21 protein-coding genes, 2 other RNA genes, 1 pseudogene and 1 riboswitch are annotated in these 23516 nt (G+C 29.4%); of the genes and pseudogenes, 13 read left to right on the forward strand and 11 right to left on the reverse strand.

What is annotated here, in order from left to right; translation table 11 throughout:
* Positions 1-136 precede the first annotated feature (136 nt).
* Positions 137-1552 carry a sigma 54-interacting transcriptional regulator gene (locus tag HBE96_RS03265; protein ID WP_169296332.1) on the forward strand — a complete coding sequence of 472 codons (1416 nt, stop codon included), beginning with the start codon at positions 137-139 and terminating at the stop codon, positions 1550-1552.
* Positions 1553-1835: 283 nt separating this feature from the next.
* Here the strand turns inward: HBE96_RS03265 and HBE96_RS03270 are convergent, their stop codons facing one another.
* The 4 genes from HBE96_RS03270 to HBE96_RS03285 form a co-directional block, all read right to left on the reverse strand.
* Positions 1836-2120 carry a hypothetical protein gene (locus HBE96_RS03270; RefSeq protein ID WP_169296333.1) on the reverse strand — a complete coding sequence of 95 codons (285 nt, stop codon included), beginning with the start codon at positions 2118-2120 and terminating at the stop codon, positions 1836-1838.
* Positions 2121-2217: 97 nt separating this feature from the next.
* Positions 2218-2910 carry a radical SAM protein gene (locus HBE96_RS03275; protein ID WP_169296334.1) on the reverse strand — a complete coding sequence of 231 codons (693 nt, stop codon included), beginning with the start codon at positions 2908-2910 and terminating at the stop codon, positions 2218-2220.
* 99 nt (positions 2911-3009) lie between these two features.
* A complete protein-coding gene (locus HBE96_RS03280; RefSeq protein WP_169296335.1) occupies positions 3010-4221 on the reverse strand; it encodes a trans-sulfuration enzyme family protein in 1212 nt (403 codons plus the stop codon).
* A 453-nt stretch (positions 4222-4674) separates the two neighbouring features.
* Complete coding sequence (locus tag HBE96_RS03285; protein ID WP_169296336.1) at positions 4675-5106, reverse strand: EamA family transporter; 432 nt, start codon at positions 5104-5106, stop codon at positions 4675-4677.
* Between the two features lie 668 nt (positions 5107-5774).
* A riboswitch (guanidine-I (ykkC/yxkD leader) is annotated at positions 5775-5870 on the forward strand.
* Positions 5871-5973: 103 nt separating this feature from the next.
* On the opposite strand from HBE96_RS03285, the gene sugE reads away from it, so the two are divergent.
* From sugE to HBE96_RS03325, 8 genes are all read left to right on the forward strand, one after another.
* Positions 5974-6294, forward strand: coding sequence for a quaternary ammonium compound efflux SMR transporter SugE (gene sugE, locus HBE96_RS03290; protein WP_169296337.1), 321 nt, complete (start codon positions 5974-5976; stop codon positions 6292-6294).
* A 102-nt stretch (positions 6295-6396) separates the two neighbouring features.
* Positions 6397-7104, forward strand: coding sequence for a B3/B4 domain-containing protein (locus tag HBE96_RS03295; RefSeq protein ID WP_169296338.1), 708 nt, complete (start codon positions 6397-6399; stop codon positions 7102-7104).
* Between the two features lie 100 nt (positions 7105-7204).
* On the forward strand, positions 7205-7894 hold the full coding sequence (locus tag HBE96_RS03300; RefSeq protein WP_169296339.1) for a radical SAM protein: 690 nt from the start codon (positions 7205-7207) through the stop codon (positions 7892-7894).
* Between the two features lie 302 nt (positions 7895-8196).
* Complete coding sequence (locus HBE96_RS03305; RefSeq protein WP_169296340.1) at positions 8197-9774, forward strand: spore germination protein; 1578 nt, start codon at positions 8197-8199, stop codon at positions 9772-9774.
* 2 nt (positions 9775-9776) lie between these two features.
* Positions 9777-10964, forward strand: coding sequence for a Ger(x)C family spore germination protein (locus HBE96_RS03310; RefSeq protein ID WP_169296341.1), 1188 nt, complete (start codon positions 9777-9779; stop codon positions 10962-10964).
* A gap of 14 nt (positions 10965-10978) precedes the next feature.
* Positions 10979-11185, forward strand: a complete 207-nt coding sequence (locus HBE96_RS03315; RefSeq protein ID WP_169296342.1) for a hypothetical protein — start codon at positions 10979-10981, stop codon at positions 11183-11185.
* A gap of 9 nt (positions 11186-11194) precedes the next feature.
* Positions 11195-12265 carry a GerAB/ArcD/ProY family transporter gene (locus HBE96_RS03320; RefSeq protein ID WP_169296343.1) on the forward strand — a complete coding sequence of 357 codons (1071 nt, stop codon included), beginning with the start codon at positions 11195-11197 and terminating at the stop codon, positions 12263-12265.
* A 227-nt stretch (positions 12266-12492) separates the two neighbouring features.
* Positions 12493-14043: a cell wall-binding repeat-containing protein gene (locus HBE96_RS03325; protein ID WP_169296344.1), complete on the forward strand. Its 1551-nt coding sequence runs from the start codon at positions 12493-12495 to the stop codon at positions 14041-14043.
* Positions 14044-14287: 244 nt separating this feature from the next.
* Here the strand turns inward: HBE96_RS03325 and ssrS are convergent.
* From ssrS to HBE96_RS26600, 3 genes are all read right to left on the reverse strand, one after another.
* Positions 14288-14479, reverse strand: a non-coding RNA gene (gene ssrS, locus HBE96_RS03330) — 6S RNA.
* A 12-nt stretch (positions 14480-14491) separates the two neighbouring features.
* Positions 14492-14757: signal recognition particle sRNA large type (gene ffs, locus HBE96_RS03335), an RNA gene on the reverse strand.
* Positions 14758-14860: 103 nt separating this feature from the next.
* The gene (locus HBE96_RS26600; protein WP_281064324.1) at positions 14861-14992 is read right to left on the reverse strand and encodes a hypothetical protein; all 132 of its coding nucleotides are present in this window, start codon (positions 14990-14992) and stop codon (positions 14861-14863) included.
* 373 nt (positions 14993-15365) lie between these two features.
* Here HBE96_RS26600 and HBE96_RS03345 point away from each other — a divergent pair, with 373 nt between their 5' ends.
* Positions 15366-16295, forward strand: a complete 930-nt coding sequence (locus HBE96_RS03345; RefSeq protein ID WP_169296345.1) for an AraC family transcriptional regulator — start codon at positions 15366-15368, stop codon at positions 16293-16295.
* 30 nt (positions 16296-16325) lie between these two features.
* Positions 16326-17306, forward strand: a complete 981-nt coding sequence (locus HBE96_RS03350) for a serine hydrolase domain-containing protein (RefSeq protein WP_169296346.1) — start codon at positions 16326-16328, stop codon at positions 17304-17306.
* 553 nt (positions 17307-17859) lie between these two features.
* Here the strand turns inward: HBE96_RS03350 and HBE96_RS03355 are convergent.
* Together HBE96_RS03355 and HBE96_RS26140 are read right to left on the reverse strand one after the other, a co-directional pair.
* Positions 17860-19059, reverse strand: a complete 1200-nt coding sequence (locus HBE96_RS03355; RefSeq protein WP_169296347.1) for a pyridoxal phosphate-dependent aminotransferase — start codon at positions 19057-19059, stop codon at positions 17860-17862.
* A 488-nt stretch (positions 19060-19547) separates the two neighbouring features.
* Positions 19548-19967, reverse strand: a pseudogene (locus HBE96_RS26140) (AI-2E family transporter); the annotation flags it as partial.
* A gap of 660 nt (positions 19968-20627) precedes the next feature.
* Between HBE96_RS26140 and HBE96_RS03365 the strand changes: the two are divergent.
* On the forward strand, positions 20628-21155 hold the full coding sequence (locus HBE96_RS03365; protein ID WP_169296348.1) for a GNAT family N-acetyltransferase: 528 nt from the start codon (positions 20628-20630) through the stop codon (positions 21153-21155).
* A 182-nt stretch (positions 21156-21337) separates the two neighbouring features.
* On the opposite strand, the gene HBE96_RS03370 is transcribed toward HBE96_RS03365, so the two are convergent.
* Together HBE96_RS03370 and HBE96_RS03375 are read right to left on the reverse strand one after the other, a co-directional pair.
* Complete coding sequence (locus HBE96_RS03370) at positions 21338-21796, reverse strand: DMT family transporter (RefSeq protein WP_169296349.1); 459 nt, start codon at positions 21794-21796, stop codon at positions 21338-21340.
* Positions 21797-21810: 14 nt separating this feature from the next.
* Complete coding sequence (locus HBE96_RS03375) at positions 21811-22233, reverse strand: DMT family transporter (protein ID WP_169296350.1); 423 nt, start codon at positions 22231-22233, stop codon at positions 21811-21813.
* Positions 22234-22417: 184 nt separating this feature from the next.
* Here HBE96_RS03375 and HBE96_RS03380 point away from each other — a divergent pair, with 184 nt between their 5' ends.
* Positions 22418-23110 (forward strand): cyclic nucleotide-binding domain-containing protein, encoded by a 693-nt coding sequence (locus tag HBE96_RS03380; RefSeq protein ID WP_169296351.1) that lies wholly within the window; start codon positions 22418-22420, stop codon positions 23108-23110.
* Positions 23111-23516 lie beyond the last annotated feature (406 nt).

The raw sequence follows: 23516 nt of genomic DNA on the forward strand, positions 1-23516 counted from the left end.
TAAATATTATAGCAATTACCGTGCCAAAGAATAAATTCCTTGTTTTTTCTAATATTTTATTACATTTTATACAAACTTGTTAGAAAAAATGTTATAATTAGTGTTGTAATGAGAAAAATGTTATAAAGGTGATATAATGAATTATAAAGATTTGGTAAATAATGATGTTATAAAAGATGTATTAGATAACTGTAATGATGGGATTAATATTGTAGATGTTAATGGACAACTTATTTTTGCTAATAATATATCTGCATCTTATGTTAGTACACAGCCAGAGTCCATGATTGGTAAAATGATAACTGATTTTTATCCTAAAGCTGTATTGCTTTCCGTACTAAAACATAAACATTCAATTCATGATAAAAAAATTCATCAAGTTGGTAATAAAAAATATATGGTTAACTCCTTTCCTATATTTATTAATGGTGAATTTTGTGGTGCTTATTCAATTTTTAAAAGTGTTAATGACATCGACGCTCTTAATAAAAAAATTAAATCACTGGAATTACAACTTGCATTAAGTTCTGTGGAATCCGATCCTATGTCTATTATTGGTAAAGATGGTTCTTTAGAGAAGGTATTAAAATCTGCCAAAAGAACAGTTGGTTCCCTTGCAGGTCCAAGACATTCTATTATAATTGGTGAGTCTGGAACAGGAAAAACCATGCTGGCAAAGATGATTCACAGCTATGCTGTTAAATTAGGAATTCTAGATAAAGATGCTCCATTTGTAGAGATTAACTGTGCCCAATACACCAATTCAGATATTGCAGCAGTTGAAATTTTCGGATCTGAACAAGGTGCTTATACTGGATCTAAGCAGAAAAAAGGACTTTTTGAACAAGCAAGCGGAGGCATATTATTTTTGGATGAAGCCCATGCATTAGACCACTATCAAAACCTTCTATTAAAAGCAATAGAATCTGGCAAAATAAGACGAGTTGGTGGATCAAAAGAAATCAGCGTTGATGTAATCATTATTGCTGCATCAACTAAAAATCTTAAAGATGAATTATTGCCGGAGTTATACCAAAGACTTGCACAATATGAGTTAACTTTACCTTCCCTAGTAGACCGCAGCTTAGATGAAAAGCTAGACTTACTTAACCACTTTGTAAAAAAATATGAGGATGCTGTAATGCTTCATAATAACATTAAATATAAAGTTATTTTAAGTCCATCATGCCGGGAGGTATTGCTTAAAGCACATTATCCTCGAAATATAAGGCAAATGAGAGATGTTATAAACTTAAGTATTGATGCAGCTTCTCCTCTTATTTCAGAAATTCACGATGGTGAAGAAATAGTAACGCAAGTAGAATTAGAGCATTTACCCTTTGAGCTTTTTGATGAAAACACTTTCAATAAACATAATTCTATCGAAGCTAACATAATTAATAATCATATTGCTGATATAATTGATGAACTTAGTCGTCAAGGCTTAGGGCCTAGAAAAATTTCAAAAAGGCTTAAAGAAAAAGGATATAGCATTGAATATTATAAAGTTGCTTACTATTTGAAAAAAAGGGGCTGTCCTGAAAACTTATAATAATTACTACCTCTTAAAAATCCTTTATTAGTGCTAGAAATGTTTAAACATTTTTACTATGTTAGTAGTCATTATTGCGACAATTTTTTCATCGATCGCTTCCTCTTATCTTAAGAATCAAATACAACATTGTATTTGTTTGTACAAAGTTAAAGTGAGCAAAAAAGTTAAATAGCCTGATTCCAACAGAATATGGAAATCAGGCCAAATACCATAGATAATTCTTATTTGCATACATTAAATTTTGAAGTTAATCTGGTAGCATATTTTAATTTTAAAATTTCTATTTTCTGGACCAGTTAAATTTCACATCTTGTAATAAACTTGTTACTAAAACTTTTTCATTATAGTATTTATCTTTATTTTTTATAGTTTCTTTTAAACTTTTAATTTCATCATTCAATTTAAGAATAACTTCTTTATAGTTTTTAATATCATTGTAATATTTAGTATTTTCACTCTTTAATTTCATTATATTTTCATTTTCCCTTTTGATTTCTTCTTTACTTTGATTCAACAATATTTGGATATTTAAATATTGTTCTTTATAATTTATTTCATTTTTCATAACTAGTTTTTTACCTCTCTATTCAATTAATAAGTTATTGTAAAAATTCATTTGAAGTTATACTCCAAATGAATTTTTATTATTGTATTTACTATCATTAATAAGCATTTAGTAATGCATTTGAAATTTCCTCAAATCTTTCATCAGTTATACCAAGTTTTTTCTTAAATGGTTCATCTTCTATTCTTGCAATAATTATTTTGTCAGGAGATATCTCTTTAATAACGTTTTTTAACTTCTTAATTGATTCTTCATCATCGTTATAGCCCTTAATTATAGTGATTTCAAATATAAATGTTCCTTTATATTGTTTATTAAAAGAAACCATGTTTGAAATATATTCTGCTAATGTATATCCTTCAATAGGTCTTTGGACTTTTTGAAAGCCTTCTTCTGTTATTATTTTTATTTCTCCAACAACCTCATCACATTTATTAGCAATTTTCATATATTTATCTCTACCTAGCAAATATCCATTAGAAAGTAGTCTTACAGGCAAACCTTTGGCTTTGATAAAGTCAATAATATCAACAATTTTATCATTTACTAAGGCTTCTCCTTTTGAGTTGATAAAGACTAATTCTGCTTTTGTACTTTCTATAATGTTTCCCAGTTCAATCAATGAAGTATCTATTTTGTCAAATGACCTTTGGGTATCTACTTTATTTTGCGACCTTCCAATAGGACAAAATATGCAATCAAAATTACAATACTTTTCTGGAAGTACATTGATCTCTAGAACTCTTCTTCCATCTTCCATATAAATATCTTTATAACTGAAACCACCCATTACTTTTTTCTCCTTTCACTTGAGACACAGAGTAATTAAAACCACTTACTTCGTTTGTAAATTACCTGTTAAAGGGCATTTTATGTTTTGTACTGCAAATTACAAATTTAATGCCTTTTTAACATTATTTAAAGCTTGATCTAAGTCTTTGATAATTTCATCTGCTTCTTCAATTCCTACTGATAATCTAACTTGTCCATCTGCAATTCCAACTGCTTCACGTTCTTCTTTACTCATGGAAGCATGGCTCATTGATGCTGAATGCTGAATTAGTGAATCAACATTACCTAAAGAAGTTGCTAAACTGATCATTTTTACATTATCCATTAACATTTTTCCTGCTTCGAATCCACCACGAACATTGAAGCTCATCATTCCGCCAAAGTTTTTCATTTGCTTTTTTGCAATTTCATGACCTGGATGAGATTCTAGTCCAGGATATAGCACTTTTTCAACCATGTCATGATTATCTAAAAATTTAGCTACTTTCATAGCATTTGAACAATGTATTTCCATTCTAGCACCTAAAGTTTTAACACCTTTAGAAAGTTCTGATGCATCTGCAGGTGACATAATTCCACCCATAAATTTCATAAACTCTCCATCTATTTTATGAATTAAATTTTTACTGCCTAAAATTGCTCCACCTAAAACATCTCCATGTCCATTTAAATATTTAGTTGTTGAATGCAGCACAATATCTGCACCTAATGAAAGTGGATTTTGTAGATATGGTGTTGCAAAGGTATTATCAACATATAATAATGCTCCAGCTTCATGTGCTATTTCTGCTGCTTTCTTAATATCTGTAATGCCCAAAGTTGGATTACATGGTGTTTCAATATAAACAATCTTTGTATTCGATTTCATTGATTTCCTGATGTTTTCAATGTTATCACCAGTTGTGGAAACTGTAGTTGCTTCAATACCAAAACGTGGAATAATATTTTTAATAAAAGCAAAAGTTCCTCCATAAATAGTATTACCAGCAACTAAGTGATCACCTGTATTTAAATTTGCAAGTAATGATGTAGTTATAGCACACATTCCTGATGCAGCCATTAAACATGCTTCTGCATTCTCTAAAGCTGCGATCTTACGTTGAACAGCATCTATTGTTGGATTTGCATATCTAGTATATGCATAAATTCCTTCTACATCACCATAACCTGCAATAATTGCTTTTTCAACATTTTCCATTACGAATGTTGAAGTACGACAAATAGGAGAAACATGTGCACCAGTAGTTGGATCTGGTTCACTCCCTGCATGTATTGCTCTTGCATTAAATAATAGTTTTTTTGTGTCCATTTCTAACCTCATCCTTTCTAATACTTTTTTTATTTAGCTTCTCATTATACTTTTTATCAGCATAGTACATTTCTACATTACATATTCATCTATTACTTTAAATTTCATAATTAGAATAGGTAGTGCTTTTATGTAATCGCTTTATTTATAATATAGCTCTCATTTATAAGTTAGTAAAGTTCATTATGTTCAACTTATAAATGAATATTTTTCACTTAATAAAATAATGTCTCCTATATTTAGTTATTTGATTTTTGTAAAACAAAAAAAGATCCATAACAAAATTTTAGTTTTGCTATGGATCTTTGCTTTTGCTATTAACTTATTAAGAAATGTATTATGAGGTAGGTAACTTCATACTTATAACTATGTAATCTCACAATTATTTAAATGTTATGTATTTATAATTAATATTCTTAAAAGAAATTCATGAACTGACTATAAATAAAAAAGTTATCTTTTATTTATAAAAAATAATCCACCAATGCATAATAGTATACCTAAGATTTGGCTTGGGGATATATGTTCTTTATATAATAGTATGCCAACAAATATTAATGCAATAGCAAGACAAATATTTGTTACTACTGAAAAAGTACTGATATTCCAACCTACTCTAAATGCTTGAACATACCCATATTCTAACCCAACTATTAACATTCCTGTCATAAAGCTTGCCCAATTTATATTTTTATATTGCAGGAAAATTCCTTCTGATGAACTTTTGTTCAAACATAATAAAAGAAATGTAATTATAGTTGCTGTAGCATATGTTATATTTAATGATGCAAAAGCATTTACTTTTTCTGGAACTGATTTGGCACAAATATTGTAGAAAACATTAAAAACTGTAATAAGAATAACTGGAAAAGTATAATTTAACATTTAGTAAAGACCTCCCTATATCTATTAATAATTTTGTTGTTTCTTATATGGTATTTTATCGTTTACAATCTATATTGCAAATTACAGATTTAATGCATTTTTAATATCTGTAATTCCCAAAGTTGGATCTAGTTCACTCCCTGCATGTATTGCTCTTGCATTAAATAATAGTTTTTTTGTGTCCATTTCTAATCCCATCCTTTCAAATACTTTTTATTTAAATTTTTATAATATTTTTTATTAACATATTACATTTCTGCTTTTTCAACCATTATATTTAATTTAATAATTAGAATAGGTAGTGCTTTTGTGTAATCGTTTTATTTATAATATATCTCCCGTTTTTAAGTTAGTAAAGTTCATTATATTCATCATATGGATGAATATATTTCACTTATAATTACTACAAAAAATATAAAAAGTTTATTAGTTTACAATGTTTTTATTTGACATTACAACAGTCACAAAAAAGTGCTCCCGTTTTTGTTTTTATAAAAAACGGAAATATACGTTTTGTAGTTACCTTTTATACAAATTATTGCCGTATCTTAAAGCTTCAGCAGTGAAATTTTTCGAAGAGTAAAGGGAGATATATAGTTGACTTAGCTTTAATATTATGCTAAAATCAATCCATAAATTTAAATTTTTAAGTTATAATTTAATTATATATTTGAGTTTTCTAGGGTTCCGCAGTTTGTAACTGGCTGGTCCAAGAGGAGACGCACATTTAATTGTGTACACGGAGGGATAAAAGCCTGGGAGATATTTTTGTAATATTTCCTTAGGCTTTTTGTTTTATTTTCTTTTAAATAAGCCATGAAATATTACTATGCTAATCTTAATTAATAATTTAGGGAGGTAAAGTTTATGGAATGGATTTATTTAGTTACAGCAGGTTTTTTCGAAGTAAGCTGGGCAATAGGGCTGAAGTACTCACAGGGATTTACAAAAATATTACCTAGCATCCTAACTGTTATAGGAATGATTGCAAGCTTCTATTTTTTATCATTGTCTTTAAAGAGCTTACCACTGGGCAATGCATATGCAATTTGGACAGGGATAGGAACTGTTGGCACTGTAGTTTTAGGCATTATTTTATTTAAAGAGCCAATTAATTTAATGCGTATGATTTGTATGGCATTTATAGTTCTTGGAATTGTTGGTTTAAAATTAATATCAATAGACTAATAATAATTGTATATAACTTAGAAATAAATATAATTTTAATTAAAGAAAAGTGATAAGAAGAAAATACGCAGCTATTTAGCTTAATATGAAGGAGGAATTTTAATGAAAAAGTTTGTTATTGAAGATGGTTTTTGGAGTTTATTTCCAGGTGCAAGGATAGGAATTATAGTTTGTCATGGAATAGATAACTCTATAAAAGATGAAGAGCAATATAAGAATATGATTAGTAAGTCAGAAAAAGAAGCCTTAAAATATTTGGAAAATGCAGAATTCAGCAGCAATGAAGTCATAAAAGTATGGAGAGAAGCCTTCCAAAAATTTAAAACAAAGAAAGGTGCAAGATCATCTATTGAAGCATTGTTAAAACGAGTTGATAAAGGAAATCATATAGGAACTATTAATCCGCTAGTTGATATTTACAATTCTATTTCTTTAACATATGCATTGCCTTGTGGTGGAGAAGATATAGATAAATTTGCCGGAGATATAAGATTGACTAAGGCAGTTGGAGATGAAAGCTTTATTACATTAGGAACAGATGAGAGTGCACCACCATATGAAGGTGAAATAGTATATAAAGATAACGAAGGAGCAATTTGCAGATGCTTTAATTGGCGTGAATCAGTAAGAACAATGCTCACTGAAAATACAAAGAATGCTTTTTTGTGTATTGAATTAGTTGATGAAGGAAGAGTTAAAGATTTTGAGAATGCTTTAAAAGATTTAGCAAAAAAAGTACAGGATAATTTAGGTGGAACATGCAAGATTTCAATTCTTGATATTAACAATAAAGAAGTATCAATAGATTAATTTGATGTTAAAGGTCTAAATGACCGTTAACGGGCAATCTACGAGTGGGAGCTAGTAAGATTAGATTGCACCGCGGTTATACGAAAGGAGAAAAAAGGTAATGAGTGGTTTCAGTTATAAAGATATTTATATAGAAGATGGAAGAAGAGTACTGGAGATTAACGTACTTCCAGAAAAGTATTGTAATTTTGATTGCATATTTTGTCCTATTGGAAGGTCACAAAATAAAGTAGATACAAAAATGTCATTTGATAAAATAGATAGTTCATTGATTGAACTTGGAAACAGGATAGAAAGTACAAAAGCAGAATTAGTCTTTATTAACTCAAAAGGAGAAGCTTTAGTAAATGATAAAATTGGTGATATTATTGACTTTATTATAGCCAAAGGTTTGCCTGTAAGACTACTTTCTAATGGATATTTATTAGGTAGAGATGAATATATGAAAATTGCTAATAAATGTGATGAGGTTGTTGGAGAAATAAAAATAATAACGGAAGAAGGCTTTCAAAAAGTCCAAAGACCTATTGAAGGATATACATTAGCAGAATATATTTCAAACATGGTTTCCTTTAACAAAAAATACAAAGGAAAATTTATATTTGAAATTACTATCATTAAGGGTTATAACGATGATGAAGAATCAATTGAAAAGATAAAAAATATTATTAAGGAAATATCTCCTGACAAAATAATTGTAGCAAGAATGGAAGATGAACCATTTAAGAAAAAACTTGGTATAACTGATGAAAGATTTGAGGAAATTTCAAATGCATTACTAAATATTTAGTAATGACAATAAATAATATTCTTTTAGTTTCTTAGGTAATCAGTAAAATCCTTTTATAAACTAAATGAAATAAGGTAGAGGAGCATAAATTAAAATGGAACCTATGTCAAGGACATTTTAAATAAGGCACTCTACCTTATTTTTATTAGTTTATATTTTTAAATATAGTATTTCTAGATTTTAATTATTTAAAAACTAAAATGTTAATACATATATGTCCTTAATTTGATTATACTATTTACTAATTAGTATATTATGCATTTATTTTAAAAAGTATGTGGTGAAAGAAGGTAAAATTACCAATGGATTATGGAAACACTTTTAATCACAATTCATACGATAAATCTAAAAATGAAACTACAAGTTTAAAGCAAGAGAAACAAAAGATATCTAAATCTATTGATGATATTAAAAGCGATTTACAATATATATTTTCAGACTGCAGTGATTTTGTTTATAGGGAAATAGAATTAAAAGAATCTCAGATAAAGATTATTATGGCTTATATTAATGGCCTTATAGATAACAATATAGTCAATACGGATATATTGAGGCCTCTTACTGTTGAATTAAAGCTAAGCAGTTTAAGTAGTGAACTTAGTAAAAACAATATAATAAATATGCTAAAAAAGCATTTATTAAGTATAAGTGAAATTCAGGAGACGAAAGACTTTAGAGGATCAGTTCAATATATTCTTTCAGGATATGTGGTTTTATATATAGATGGTTTGGAAACGGCACTTGTGGCAGCAGCACAAGCATGGGCATCTAGAAGTGTAGGACCACCAGAAACAGAGGTAGTGGTAAGAGGACCAAGGGAAGGTTTTGTTGAAACTTTAAGAGTAAATACTTCTCTTTTAAGAAGAAAAATTAAAAATCCTAATTTAAAATTTGAAAATATAGTGTTAGGGGAACAAACTAATACATCTGTTTCTATTTGCTATATAAAAGGAATAGCTGATGAAAGAATTGTTGACATTGTAAGAAAAAGACTAAATAATATTAAAATTGATGCTATTTTGGAATCAGGTTACATAGAGGAATTAATAGAAGATCACCCATTGTCACTATTTCCAACAGTAGGTAATACAGAAAAACCAGATATTGCTGCAGCAAAGATTTTAGAAGGAAGAGTAGCTATAATTTGTGATGGAACTCCCTTTGTACTAACTGTACCTTTTCTGTTTATAGAACCATTACAATCAAGTGAAGACTATTACTCTAGACCATATTTAGCTTCAATAATTAGAATTTTAAGGCTGTTAGCATTACTAATCTCTACTACATTACCAGCCTTTTATGTTGCCTTAGTGGCTTTTCATCCAAATGTTATTCCATTTAAATTACTTTTAACTATGGCGGCTTCAAAGGAAGGAATTCCTTTTTCTCCAATTATTGAGTCTCTTATTATGATAGTTTCTTTTGAAATTTTACGAGAAGCTGGAATTAGAATGCCAAGACCTGTGGGGCAGGCTGTAAGTATTGTTGGTGCATTAGTATTAGGAGATGCAGCTGTTAAGTCAGGACTTGTCAGTAATCCAATGGTTATAGTTACTGCATTAACAGCTATAACAAGTTTTATTGTTCCACCATTAGGAGGTACTGTTCCTATCCTTAGGGTATTTTTACTGATTGCTGCCAATATTTTAGGTTATATGGGTATTATTCTTGCATGGATTGTAATAATTATTCATCTAACTTCATTGAGATCCTTTGGAGTACCTTATTTAAGTCCTTTGGCACCTATGAATTTTTCAGATTTAAAAGATACAGTTGTGAGAGTACCAATATGGGCAATGTTTATAAGACCAAGATCTTTAATAAGATATGGTAACAATAAAAAACGGATGAAAATTGATATTAGAAAGAAAGTAAATTAATTATGAAGATAAAGAAATACATATTTTATATTCTTATTATTTGTTTTACTTTAAGCAGCACAATAACAGGTTGCTGGAATAATGTGGATTTAACGAAACGATCCATTGCTGTTGCCATAGGAATAGATAAAAATGATAATGGTAAAATTGAAGTTACAGTACAAGTGGTAAATTCTCAGCAAATGAAAGGAACTACAGAAGCAGGTTTAAGCAGTAAGGAAAACGCAGTATGGACTTTGTCCAGTACTGGCGAAACCACCTTTGATTCTATTAGAAACCTTCTAAAATCAATTAATCGAAAATTATTTATAACAGATGTCCAAATTATAGTTATTGGAGAGAAACTTGCAAGAACAGGACTAATGGAAACTTTGGATTTTTTTGAAAGAGATCAGGAATCCAATATTCAAGCATATGTGCTTATAGCAAAAAATACAACTGCAAAAAATATAATAAATGCAAAAACAAAAATATCTCAAATTCCAGCAAGTCATATTGCTGAAACATTGAAAAATAATACTGCCCTTTCCAAGACACGAGATATTAAGTTATTTGATTTGATGAAGGATTTAAGAGGTAAAGGAAAGAATGTAGTTATTGGTACAATACAGTCAGAAAATGATGAAGGAAAAGCTTTAGTAGAAAATATGAAAATAGAGGGTGCTGCTGCTTTTGAAAAAGATAAGCTAGTTGGCTGGCTTGATGCAAAGCAGATAAGAGCATTACTTTTTGCAGAGGGTAAGGTAAAAAGCACAATTATTAACTTTTCTCACCCAGATGAGGAAAAAAAGGAGTTTTCCATTGAGGTACTGCGTTCTAAGAAAAAAGAAAGTGTAACATTTGCTAATAATAAACCAAGGTTTAATATTAAAATTAAATTAGATGGTAATATTGGTGAACAGATTGATGCTGAAGATTTTACAGTTTCAGATAAACTTAAAGTGCTTGAAACTCAGTCTGAAAAAGTTGTTGAAAGAGAACTGACAGATGTTATAAATTATGCAAAAAAAGATTTAAAAAGTGACATCTTTGGATTTGGTGAAATATTGCATAAGAAATATCCTGAAGAGTGGAAAAAACTAAGTAGTGATTGGAATAAAAAAGGGTTTAGTGAAGCAGAAGTTAATATAGACATAACTACAAAAATTCGTGGCTCAGGATATATTTCAAAACCAACAAAACCTGAATAAATGGGGTACTAATTATGATAATTATAATTATGCTAATTTTTATTGCCATAGTATCTTTTGATGTACCAGAACTATTAAAAGTAAAAAAAAAGGCAAAAGTATTAGCTATATACTTTGTTTTTACAATTATCAATGTTTGGTTAAGTGTACTTATTGTTCTTGATAAAGCACCATTAAGCCCTTCTATTTTTATTGAAAAAGTAGTTAAATTTATATTTTAAGGAGATAAAATGGTTAAAGGTGTAAAAATTTCAAAAATCCAATTATTTTTATTGATTATCGGTTTTTTATATTCTAATACAGTTATTATAAATCCCGTAAAAGGAGCACTTCAGGATATTTGGATTGCATATATACTAGCATTGGCTGGAGGATTTGCTTTATTGAGTGTTTATTTAGGTATAGCCAAATTAAATCCTTATAAAACACTTATACAGATTTTAATAGACACCTTTGGAAAAATAGCAGGTATAATAATATCAATTGCATATATATGGTATTTTATTCATATTTCTGCACTTGTTTTAAGAGATTTTGGAGAGTATATGATTACTACTACTTTTCCAGAGACACCTATTGCATTTGTTATGGGTGCTCTTTCACTAATAATTGCCATTGCACTTAAGAAGGGGTTTGAAGTTGTAGCAAGAACTAATGAGTTAATGATGTTAGTACTACCTTTATTTGTACTGTTTCTTATTGTTGCAAGTGCAGAGCGTTATGATTTCAAAAATCTTTTGCCAGTTTTGGAAAATGGCTTTGTATTTGTTTTAAAACCGGCTTTTTGCAATCTGACATTTCCTTTTGGTGAACTTGTTGTGTTTTTAATGATATTTCCTTACTTAAATAAGCAAGAAAAACTTCTAAAAACTTCTTATTTTGCTCTTGGAGTTGGTGGATTTCTTATTTTTATGTCTATTATAAAAGATTTTTTAGTTCTTGGCTCTGATATGATTATAAGAACTCACTTTCCTTCTAATATATCAGCAGAATTAATTCCTAGTATTAATCCTGAACCACTTATCACTGCTAATATGATGATTGGTGGTGGTGTAAAGGTAGTTATCTGTATATATGCTGCTATAGCAGGTATATCTGAACTTTTTAATCTAAATAATCTTAGAATTTTAGTTATTCCAGTTAGTTCATTTGTTCTTATTCTTTCTATTTGGCTGTTTGACAATATATTTGATACACTAAGGTGGGGAGGAGAAGTTTGGCCTTATTATTCCATTCCATTCCAAATAGTGATTCCACTGCTAATATTTGCAATATCACTTGTTAAACATAGAATTGAATAAAAGTAGTAGATAAAATTGTATGTTTAAATTAATAGTAAAATGTCAGATTAAAGCACAAAAAATAGACTGTATGGATTATATGAAAATAAAAAGAAAGAGGAAATAATAAGGATAATGCGGATGATAATTACATATTTTAAATTATTAGGAGTAATTATAGTTATTGCATTATTATGTATATTAATCCATAATTTAATCACTATGTCTTAAGGGGGAACTTTATAATTATGAAAAAAACATTAATTTTAGGTCTAACAGTATTAATCGCATTAGGCAGCTCTGCATCAGCTTATGCGGATAATGGTTACAACGTTTCTAGATTGTCCGGAAGTGACAGATATAAAACCTCTGTTAATATTTCAGAAAGCTTTAACAATGGTAATATACAAACCGTAATATTAGCTAATGGTGAAAACTTTCCAGATGCATTGTCTGGCGGCTTACTATCAAAAAAATATAATGCACCTATTCTATTAGCAGGATCAACTCCTGGTACAAGTTCTGATGCCTTAGAATATATAAAAAATCATTTAAACAAAAGTGGAACTGTGTATGTTTTAGGTGGTACTTCTTCAATAAGCGATGATTCAATAAATTATATAAAGCAGCTGGGCTATAATAATGTAGTAAGATTAGGTGGTCAAAATAGGTTTGATACAAGCAAGGCCATACTAAATGATGTAAAAGTTCAAAAGGGAACTCCAGTTATACTTGCTAATGGCTTTGGTTTTGCAGATGCTTTAAGTGCATCAAGTATAGCTGCCATTAAGGGATATCCAATATTGATGACTGATTCGAAGATTTTGCCTGAAGAAACTAAAGATTTAATAAATGATATACAACCTAACCAATTGTACGTAATAGGTGGTACTGGTGTTATTTCTGACAATGTTGTAACACAGGCTAAAGCTATATCTAAATCATTATCTGATGATAAGGTATTTAGAATACCTGGTAATAATAGATACGATACTTCTATGAATATATGCAAGTATTTTAATTTGGATTCTGATACTGCAGTATTAGCTAGTGGTGAAAATTTTCCGGATGCTTTATCTGGCAGTGCTTTAGCAATAAAATCCAAGGCACCTGTAATACTTACTGATGGACAAGATATATCATCACAAAAATCTTATATAGGTACTAAAAATTTTAAAAATATAATTTTACTTGGTGGTGCTGGATCAATAGATGTAGTTGCAGAATATAAATTAAAGAGATCAAGTGACATTTCACAGCAAGAAAAAGATTTTACAAAAAATCTTTTAATTTACTGCGGTAATTTTTATAACAGTACTGAAAGTTTTGGAAATAAGTTTAGTGAATATGGAGAAAGTATTAAAAAAATTTCAGCTAACTCAAATACAAGCAGTATACAGGATACAGAAAATTCTTTAAATCAAATTTCAGGTGTTTTTAATAATATGACTTCATGTTTAAATAATTATAAACAGACTTTACTTAGTATGAAAAATGAAGTTTCAAGCATGAATGCTCCAGAAAGTTTAAACTCTTTAAAAACCGATTTAGTTAAAAACATTAATTCACAAATTGCAAATGTTGATAAATTTACTGGCCTTATCAATAATTATTCAGGTTTAGTTAACTCTCTTAATAATGCTGTAAAGGAAAGAAATTATCAGAAAATGTACAGTGCAGTTGCTAAAATAAAAGCAGCTAATACTGAGTTATCTAAATTCAGTACTCAAAATGCAATTTTAAATATGAATAAGTTAAGTGAAAAGATAATTACTATTAAAAATATTATGAACTTTTAATTTTACTAAGGCATCTGAAAGAAAATAATAAGTCCAGATGCGAAGGATATTTTGCGTCAGGCAAGGAGGCAGGTTCCGCAGATAGTTTTGAACTATCTAAGGGTTCTGCCGACGCCGCATGACACAAAATAGACTAGTAGATGGACTTATTATTTTTTTGAAGATGCATAAGTTTAAATATCAAGATAAAAGCTCAAATAAAAAGCCAATGCTTAACAACTAAGCATTGGCTTGAAATTTCTAAACAACATCCAAAATATCGGTACTCTGATTTTGACACCTATGTCTCCATAGGTGGGTATCCTCATAGATGTATCAATCGCCTTCAATGCCGTAAAAGGACTCACAAGAAAGTACATTTCTTCATCTAATTATTGGATTCCCTTAAATTAAATGTAGGTTCAAAATAAGAGCTTAACGAGTATTTCAGAACTATTATTTATGTATATCGTGCACCCACTGTCGACAAATAATCTACTAACGTTACAGATCTAGTTAGCTCAAACCAGGTTGTTCCACGGTACTCAGAAGTGATCACTTACCGCTGCTTCCTTCCGGATCTGACGGAGTTTGTGAGCTTCTGCTGCATGGGACCCAATTCTCAATACCACTTTGATCAGGCAGACTAAACAGATTAAAGCCTATAGTGGGAATTCAATCCTGCTGTAGCGGATTGCAGGTTACAGGGCACCGCTAGCTCCCCATCTAGCACGAATTTTATTTTTAAATTTGTTATTCTTTTGCTGTGAAAATATAATAACATAATTTAAATCCTTATTCAAGGGATATATGGATAGTAATTATTACCTACTTAATTTTAAACATTTAAATTATTACTTAGAATAAAATTCAACTCTTTTTTAAAAGGGTCAAATTCTATTAAAGTAGCTTCTACATCATTACTTATCCTGATTTTATAATTATTATTGTAAACATCTATTATTTCCATTTTAAATAGCAGCATTTTCATAGGAAATGTATTTCACACCTTTCAAAGCCTTATTCTAAATTGGTTCATTTCTTATTTTCATTCTAATACTTATTAGAAATTTTCTCAATTTATCTTGTGCTATTTTTATTCTAGCAGAAATATATCTTAATATAAAATATCCTTTACTATGAAAACAAATAAATGTAAAACTATATTAATATTTTCATTGGCAGCTGTGAAGTAAGCTGCGAAAGGTATACATTAATTAGGTATTTATGGATGTTTTTATCTTTAAATAGCAATACTTTCTTTGCTTTAGGATATTAAAAGTGAGTCGTCAGAAAATAACATTTCTGTTATACTGGGGTTAACAGGAACAGGAGGGAATCATATGTCAGAACAGAAGTGTCAGGAAGAGTACATACGAAGAATTCATAAAGTGCAGGATTACATCGAAAATCATTTAGAACAATATCCGTCTATTGAGGAGCTTGCTGATGCTGCAGGGTTTTCAAAATATCATTTCAGCCGGATTTTTCAGGGCATATTACATGAACCGTTAGCTCATTATGTGAATCGGATTCGCATGGAGAGGGCACTTTTTTTGCTGGCACACCGAACAGATAAAAATATGACGGACATTGCCTATGAACTGGGATATACGGATTCAGCTGTATTTTCCCGAGCATTTAAGAATTATTATGGTGTAAGTCCAAGAGAATACCGGAAGGAATATAGCAAGAATTGCAAAGATTCTTTTTTATTGTCTGAGTATAATAAGAACACAGCAAAGAAAGAATGGGCAGGCAATCTGTTTCCCGTGACTGGGCAGATTACCATAGAAAACCTGGAGGAGAAACAAGTCGCTTATGTGAGACATACAGGTACCTATGAGACATTAGCAAAAGAGTATGTTAATCTGATGCAGACGTTATTTGCTCATGCAAAGAAGCAGAACCTTCTTGTAGATGGTAAAAACTTACTACTTGCCATGTATCATGACAATCCGGAATTTGGGGAGGAGAGCCAGTTTCGTACCAGTCTGTGTCTGACGGTGCCAGAGGACATTGGGGTTCAGGAAGATGGAATCCTTGGAACGATGAAGTTAGAAGGAGGTCTGTATGCGGTGGGACATTTTCAGATTCAGCAGGAACAGTACAGTGATGCCTGGAATTACATGTACCAGGAGTGGATCACGGGCAGTGGTTATGTTCCAAGAAACTCCTATCCATTTGAAGTGTATCGCAACGATGCTCGTGTAAGTGAGAGCCATATCCATGAGGTGGATATATACATTCCCATTGAGCCTATTCTTTTCTAACATGCTGCAAATTTATTTAGAGGTGATCATATGAATCAAACAAAAAAGATGTGGTTAGAAAAGACAATAAACAGTAGCTATAACAATACTGCAGGCATAATTGTACTGAAAGACGGTAAAACACTATATGAAAACTACTTTAATGGATATACAGCTGCTAGCAACCTCCATGTTTTTTCAGTGACAAAAAGTATTATTTCCATATTGATTGGTATTGCCATAGACAAAGGTTATATAAAAAGTATCAACCAAAAAGTATTAGAGTTTTTCCCTGATTATGCAGTAAAAGGAGGAGAAAAAACAATACAGAATGTTACACTTAAAGATATGCTGACAATGACAGCTCCGTATAAATATGAGTCAGAACCCTACACAGAGTATTTTACAAGCCATAACTGGGTAAATAGTGCGCTTGATTTATTAGGAGGAAGGGGAAAGATAGGAGAATTTAGATACACTCCGCTCATAGGACCAGATATTTTTTCTGGTATTCTTGTAAAAACAACTGGACAATCTGTGCTTGATTTTGCAACAGAATACTTATTCTCACCAATTGGCATTAATGTTTGTGGCAATGTAGTTTTTCGTAATAAGGAGGAACAACTTGCCTGGTATAAAGAGAAAGATGTTAGGGGCTGGGTTGCGGACCCGCAAGGAGTAAATACAGCAGGTTGGGGTCTTACCTTGACACCTATGGATATGGCAAAAATAGGTAAGTTGTATTTAAATAAAGGAATATGGAATGGTAAACAAATTGTACCGGCATGGTGGATAGAGGAGAGTACAAAAGAACATAGTAGGTGGGGCAAGCTGTTATATGGCTATCTGTGGTGGATTATTGATGATAAAGAACATATCTATGCAGCTATGGGAGATGGAGGAAATGTGATTTATGTCAATACAAAGAATAAAATGGTAGTTTCTATTGCTTCTCTTTTTATGCCGAATGCTGAGGATAGAATAAAACTTATTAAAGAGTATATTGAACCAATGTTTGAGGATTGTGTATAGTTAAAGCATAATGCGACGTAACTAGATATTAAAGTGCAGTGGTAGTTTGAATTTTAACTTTTACTACGTGATATATAATAAGTGTTTCATCACTGCTAAATGTTTTTAATTATTCTAAGCTCAAAGTTCATGAAAACCTAAGAACTTTGCCAAACTCGGTTTCCTCAAACAAGGCTAAAGTTCTAAGGCTTTCATGAACTTCTCGCTAAGAATAATAAAAAAACAATTTAGCTAATGTGGTGAAACACTTATTATATATCCCTACATAAAAGTCAAAATTCAAACTAGTTACTTCAGTTATACAAATTTAGGTTCATTGTTATATATAATTTGGCTTAATCAAAATTGTATTTGATTAAAAGTTAATATAACTAAAAAATTGAGGGGACGTCTATTATTTAATATTTTATAGAAATATCTCGAAAGAGATTAACAAGTTAGACAGTTTTCTATTAAATGCTTTATATATCAGCCGTAATACAGCTTAACGTTTCTTCGGTTACTTGCTTCGCATTATTTTTATTTAATTCAACAATTGAAAAGTCTAAGCTTACTATTTTGTAGTTCTTCCTGGATATTTTTTTAATCCTTCTTTTAAAATGTTCATGGATTTCAACAAATCAGACTCATTAAGAATATAGGCTATTCTAACTTCATCTATTCCACGTCCTTCTGTTTCATAGAAACCATCTGCTGGTGCCATCATCAATGTTTCTCCATCTACATCAAATTCTTCTAAAAGCCAAATTACAAATTTTTCTGCATTATCTACTGGAAGTTTTACCATGTAGTAGAAGGCTCCTTCAGGTTTTCTGCATACTACACCTTCCATATTGCTAAGAGCTTCAAAAACTATATCTCTTCTCTTTTTATATTCTTCATTAACTTCTTTTAGATAATTTTGTGGAGTTTTGTATAAGGCTGCTGCTCCTATCTGTTCTAATTCAGCAACAGATAATCTTACTTCACAAAGTTTAAAGGCATTTGTAATAAACTCTCTGTTTCTGCTTACGATTAAACCTACTCTAGCACCGCAAGCACTATATCTTTTAGATATGCTGTCTATTATTATAACCTTATCTTCGATATCCTTTATAGTTCCAAAACTTGCATAATCCAAATTATCATATACAAACTCTCTGTAAACTTCGTCAGATATTATAAATATATCTTTTTCCTTAGCAACAGAAGCTAGTGTATTAATTTCTTCTCTTGTGTAAGCTGTTCCTGTTGGATTTCCAGGATTTGAGATTAGTATAGCTTTTGTTTTAGGAGTAATAATTTTTTCGATTTCAGATTTTGAAGGAAGATGGAAGCCTTCTTCAACTTTAGTGCTAATAGGAACAACATTTATCTCTAGAACTTGAAACAAGCTCTTGTAATTTGCATAAAATGGTTCAGGAATAACTATATCATCACCTTTATCAAATAATGACATAAGTGTGAATAATAAAGCTTCACTTCCACCATTAGTTACTAATATATCATCCTTTGAAAATTCCATACCATAATTTCTGTAGTAGGGAATTACAGCATCAATTAATTCGGGTATTCCGTTAGATGGTGAATAAGTTAAAATTTCACAATTAAAGTTTTTTACAGCATCAAAAAATTGTCTTGGTGTTACTATATCAGGCTGCCCAATATTTAAATGGTAAACCTTTTTACCTTTTTCTTTAGCTTTATTAGCATATGGTATTAATTTTCTTATTGGAGAGCACTCCATTGCAGTTATTCTGTTAGAAAATTTCATTATAGTCTTCCTCCTCTTTAGCTATATAGTACCTAACTTTAATTGGATGTTGTTTTATTAAGTACTTAATATGCTTTTGTCTAATGTGTTTTTATTTTTACATAGTCATTAATGTACAAGGCTATGTTCAAATTTAAACTTAGTATTTTTTAATTTAAACGAATTATGTTAACCTTTTCATAGTTTTATTATATTACTGTAAAAAGTCAAATGCAATAGCTATTTGAATATTTTCTTGCATTTACATTTGTGCTCATGAATTTTTTGTTTTATATGCTGAAATCAGTTAATGTACAAAAATCCAATGTTTAACGACTAAGTACTAGTTTAAAATTGAAAAAGTTAAATTCTATTAAAATATATTCCTATTATTAAAAGCATATATTATTTTCATTTTAATATAGTGGCATTTTTATAGAAAATTATTCATTTACTATGAACTTATTTTAAAAATAATGAAACAGGTTAGGGGACTATGATAATGCATCTTACCGTATTTTTATTATTCTATATTTATGTAAACTTAATACAGTAACCTTTGTCATGGCATATAGAGGAACAACAATAAAAGCTGCCATAGGTCCTCCATAGGAAACAGCTGTTACTACTAAAAATATATCTGTGAGAGGATGAATTTTTAATGCAGATGACATTATTAGTGGAACTACTATTCTTCCTTTTAATGTTTGAACAGTAATAAATACTATACTAAGTTTTATTATCATATATAGACCTTTACTTATAGCTACAATTGATGGAAGTATCATAGATATAAAAAATCCTATAAAAGGTATAAAACCTAAAATAAAAGTAAAAAAAGCCCATATTAATGCATTTGGCATACCTATTATTTTATAACCTATATATATCATAATAGCCAGAGAGGATGATACCATTAGCTGACCGGTAACGTAGGCATTTAATGACTTATCTACATCATAAAGTGTTTCAGATAAAAAATCTTTATATTTTTAGCTAATCCATTAAACTCTAATATGGCATATCTAATAAAGAAATATAAAATTAACAAAGTAGCAATTAGGCTAATAGTTAGTGTAAGTAAGGATGAAATACCATTACTAATGCCCTTACTGTTAAATGTATTATTCAAAGGCTTTAATATATAGTATAGGAATACTGAAATAATTATAGGAACTAAAATGCATTTATATAGAGTATCTATTATCTTAAAAATAAAATGTATTTTACTAAAAAGTATTATGGATAAAAAAAGTAGATTTACAATTATTAAGATCCTGATTACCTTATTATTTAATATAATAAATCATCCCCTTAAAATTATGAAATAGTAGTTGGTTGTAAATATATTATAGGTATAATTTATAATATTTATTTAAAGTACAATGATGAAGGGGAAATTTACGACTGAGCTGTTTAAAACAGAAATATAAAGGATGTTTTTGAAAATGAAATAATGCAATATTTAGGAAGAGAAATATTTATTTTTATAATAAGTCATTATGTAATTATATTACATAATGTGGTATAATTTCCATACCAATAGATTTGAGCTATAATTAATAGTAAATCGGGAGATGGGGTAAAATATGAATTATTTTAAAAAAATAGTAGGCAAACGGCTTTATTTATCACCTATGAATGTTGAAGATGCAGAAACTTATGTTAGGTGGCTTAATGATTTTAGTGTTACAGATGGCATAGGAACTTCCTGTAAAATTACGTCTCTGGAAAACGAAACGGAATGGATTGTACAAAATTCTGATAAATATCAGTTTGCTATAGTTTGTTTAGAAAATGATAAATTGATTGGTAATTGCGGAATTCAGGGCATTCAACAATTAAGGCGGTGTGCAGAAGTTGGATTATTTATTGGGGATGAAGAAAATCGTAATAAAGGATATGGAGAGGAAGTACTTAATTTATTGTTAGATTATGGGTTTGATTATTTAAATTTAAATAATATAATGTTGAAAGTTTTTTCATTTAATGAAAGAGCAATTAATTGTTATAAAAAAGTTGGATTTAAAGAAATAGGAAGAAGAAGACAATCCTATTATTTGAAAGGCAAATTTTATGATGAAGTATATATGGACATCTTAAAAGAAGAACGATAGGATTTGAAGTATTAAATGTACAAAACATATTATCAAAGGAAATTCTATTAATCAGTTAGCTATTATCTTACTGAAAATATCATAAGACCAATTATTAAAAAGTATATTATGATATTAGGGAAGCCATTTCAAGGTAACTTCCCTAAAAATTATATAATAATACGTATAATTTAAATAACCTATTAAGAATTTTTAGCAGTTTCCGTATCATTTTTATCTACAAATGCGTTATAAACTAATCCCAATAACACTAAAACGCCACCAACAACTTTTCCTGTTGAAAGAACATGTAATGTGAAATAGTCTACGATTATTCCAGCAAAAAGTTGTCCCACAAATAAAAGTACTGTGGCATATAAAGCAGAGATTTTTGGGGTTATGTAGCTACAAATTCCTACAACAACCACTCCTAGAGCACCACCAATATATGCATATACAGGTAAGCTTAAAAATTTATCAGGAGAATATCTTATGGTATTACTGCTAAACATAAAGAAAATTGTTGAGGTTATTAGGCCTGTTAAATAGTTATAGAATGTACCAGGTAAAATGCCTATTTTATTAGCTAAGTTTGAGTTTATAATTCTACCCAAAACGTTAGTTAGTCCACTTGCTAGAGCAAGAATTATATTTAATATCATTATAATTATCCTTTCTAATAAATTGTCATTACAACAAGGCCTAGAACCATTATTATAAATCCAATTATTTTTTTCTTATTAAATTTCACAACTTCCATGCCCAAAAGTCCATAGTGATCTATTATAATTGAAGTAATCCCTTGTCCGAAAAGACCTAATGCAACAGATAAGGATGCGCCTAAAGCTATCATTGAAGAATTACAGAATAGAACTGTGAAAACTCCTATAACACCAGCTGAATATGTAAGTAGAGATATTGATCTATCAAAAGGAATTTTTAACCTTTTAATAGCCAGCACAAGTAAAATTCCAATTAATCCAACAATATGAATTATAATAGTTGAAGTATAGTTCCCAAAATTCTTTGAAAGTATGGCATTAAAGCTTACCATTATGGTGATTAAAGCACCTGTTAAAATTGATAAAAAATTATACATTAAATTATGACCTCCTAAAATAACTAATATTAAATTAACATAATAATAAAATTCAATACTATGACATATGTCACATATGACAAAATATATGTTATATTTATAGAGGGTAATAATAGGAAGTTTTTTAATTGGGTTTATTGGTGAAAGATACTAGTATGTCAATGAAAGATAAAGGTGAGCTCTAATGATAGAAATTATTGATGATGATAAGATTGCTTATTATGTTGAAAAATATAGTCTAAATGATATATTTACAGATAATATGCAAATGTATATGAAGCTTTGGAAATTTAATAAAGGAGAACATATTTGTAGGTCAGATGAAAACATAACTAAATTATGTTTTTTAGTATCGGGAAGAGCAAAAGTTTATACTATATTAAGTAATGGTAAACAATTGCTACTTAGTTTTAATAATCCTTTAGAGGTGATTGGAGACCTTGAATGCATAAAGCTAAATAAATTTCATTGCAATATACAGGCTATCCAGGAAACTTATTGTATATCTATTGATTTGAATATTATTAGAGAGCGATTAATGAATGATGGTAAGTTTTTAAGATACATCATAAGTAGCTTAGGTAAAAAACTTGCTGAAAGTACAAATAATAATTCAATAAATCTTCTGTATCCTTTGGAAAATAGGTTAGCAAGCTATATTTTAGCCATATCTATCAATGATAAGGGTGAAGAAGCTAAGATTATACAGGATTGTAATTTAACTGAAATATCGGAGCTATTAGGAACAAGTTACAGGCATTTATTAAGAACCTTGAATAAATTTATTGAAAGAGGAGCTATTGAAAAGAAAAATGCAAACTATGAGATAGTTAGAAGGAATATTTTAGTAGGATTAGCAGGAGATTTATATGAATAAAATGAAATATATTAAATAAATCAAAATTGATTTTACTTAAAAAAACAAAAGTTATTTATAACTTAAATGCGTATTATGGATATACAGCTTGAAAATCTTAATTTTGTTATAAAATGAAGATTAAATTTTAGTATTTATTGAAGCAATGCAAAATTTAATTATGATGTTGTATATCTATATATAAATTAAGCTATTTTATTCTTGTTTTATAATATGGGGAGGTGAAAAAATGTTAATGATTCGTTTGAATCTAGCATATTTTGGAGGTAATTTTATAACAAATACAAAGCTCTATGCAGAATCAGTCTTATAGACAATGGCGATAGCTGCATAGAGATAACTTAAATCGCCATATTCATTCTAATTTTGAAGTGTTAATAAGTCTGATTTTGCAGCCTGAACTATT

Origin of the sequence: Clostridium muellerianum (assembly GCF_012926525.1) — a bacterium.
GTDB lineage: Bacteria > Bacillota > Clostridia > Clostridiales > Clostridiaceae > Clostridium_AM > Clostridium_AM muellerianum.

What these genes read in the sequence shown, in the direction of transcription:
- HBE96_RS03280 (WP_169296335.1), bottom strand. Translation starts at nt 4,221, where the DNA reads ATGGACACAAAAAAACTATTATTTAATGCAAGAGCAATACATGCAGGG.
- sugE (WP_169296337.1), top strand. Translation starts at nt 5,974, where the DNA reads ATGGAATGGATTTATTTAGTTACAGCAGGTTTTTTCGAAGTAAGCTGG.
- HBE96_RS03325 (WP_169296344.1), top strand. Translation starts at nt 12,493, where the DNA reads ATGAAAAAAACATTAATTTTAGGTCTAACAGTATTAATCGCATTAGGC.
- HBE96_RS03345 (WP_169296345.1), top strand. Translation starts at nt 15,366, where the DNA reads ATGTCAGAACAGAAGTGTCAGGAAGAGTACATACGAAGAATTCATAAA.
- HBE96_RS03320 (WP_169296343.1), top strand. Translation starts at nt 11,195, where the DNA reads ATGGTTAAAGGTGTAAAAATTTCAAAAATCCAATTATTTTTATTGATT.
- HBE96_RS03300 (WP_169296339.1), top strand. Translation starts at nt 7,205, where the DNA reads ATGAGTGGTTTCAGTTATAAAGATATTTATATAGAAGATGGAAGAAGA.
- HBE96_RS03295 (WP_169296338.1), top strand. Translation starts at nt 6,397, where the DNA reads ATGAAAAAGTTTGTTATTGAAGATGGTTTTTGGAGTTTATTTCCAGGT.
- HBE96_RS03315 (WP_169296342.1), top strand. Translation starts at nt 10,979, where the DNA reads ATGATAATTATAATTATGCTAATTTTTATTGCCATAGTATCTTTTGAT.
- HBE96_RS03365 (WP_169296348.1), top strand. Translation starts at nt 20,628, where the DNA reads ATGAATTATTTTAAAAAAATAGTAGGCAAACGGCTTTATTTATCACCT.
- HBE96_RS26600 (WP_281064324.1), bottom strand. Translation starts at nt 14,992, where the DNA reads ATGGAAATAATAGATGTTTACAATAATAATTATAAAATCAGGATAAGT.
- HBE96_RS03285 (WP_169296336.1), bottom strand. Translation starts at nt 5,106, where the DNA reads ATGTTAAATTATACTTTTCCAGTTATTCTTATTACAGTTTTTAATGTT.
- HBE96_RS03370 (WP_169296349.1), bottom strand. Translation starts at nt 21,796, where the DNA reads ATGATATTAAATATAATTCTTGCTCTAGCAAGTGGACTAACTAACGTT.
- HBE96_RS03350 (WP_169296346.1), top strand. Translation starts at nt 16,326, where the DNA reads ATGAATCAAACAAAAAAGATGTGGTTAGAAAAGACAATAAACAGTAGC.
- HBE96_RS03265 (WP_169296332.1), top strand. Translation starts at nt 137, where the DNA reads ATGAATTATAAAGATTTGGTAAATAATGATGTTATAAAAGATGTATTA.
- HBE96_RS03355 (WP_169296347.1), bottom strand. Translation starts at nt 19,059, where the DNA reads ATGAAATTTTCTAACAGAATAACTGCAATGGAGTGCTCTCCAATAAGA.
- HBE96_RS03270 (WP_169296333.1), bottom strand. Translation starts at nt 2,120, where the DNA reads ATGAAAAATGAAATAAATTATAAAGAACAATATTTAAATATCCAAATA.
- HBE96_RS03380 (WP_169296351.1), top strand. Translation starts at nt 22,418, where the DNA reads ATGATAGAAATTATTGATGATGATAAGATTGCTTATTATGTTGAAAAA.
- HBE96_RS03375 (WP_169296350.1), bottom strand. Translation starts at nt 22,233, where the DNA reads ATGTATAATTTTTTATCAATTTTAACAGGTGCTTTAATCACCATAATG.
- HBE96_RS03310 (WP_169296341.1), top strand. Translation starts at nt 9,777, where the DNA reads ATGAAGATAAAGAAATACATATTTTATATTCTTATTATTTGTTTTACT.
- HBE96_RS03305 (WP_169296340.1), top strand. Translation starts at nt 8,197, where the DNA reads ATGGATTATGGAAACACTTTTAATCACAATTCATACGATAAATCTAAA.
- HBE96_RS03275 (WP_169296334.1), bottom strand. Translation starts at nt 2,910, where the DNA reads ATGGGTGGTTTCAGTTATAAAGATATTTATATGGAAGATGGAAGAAGA.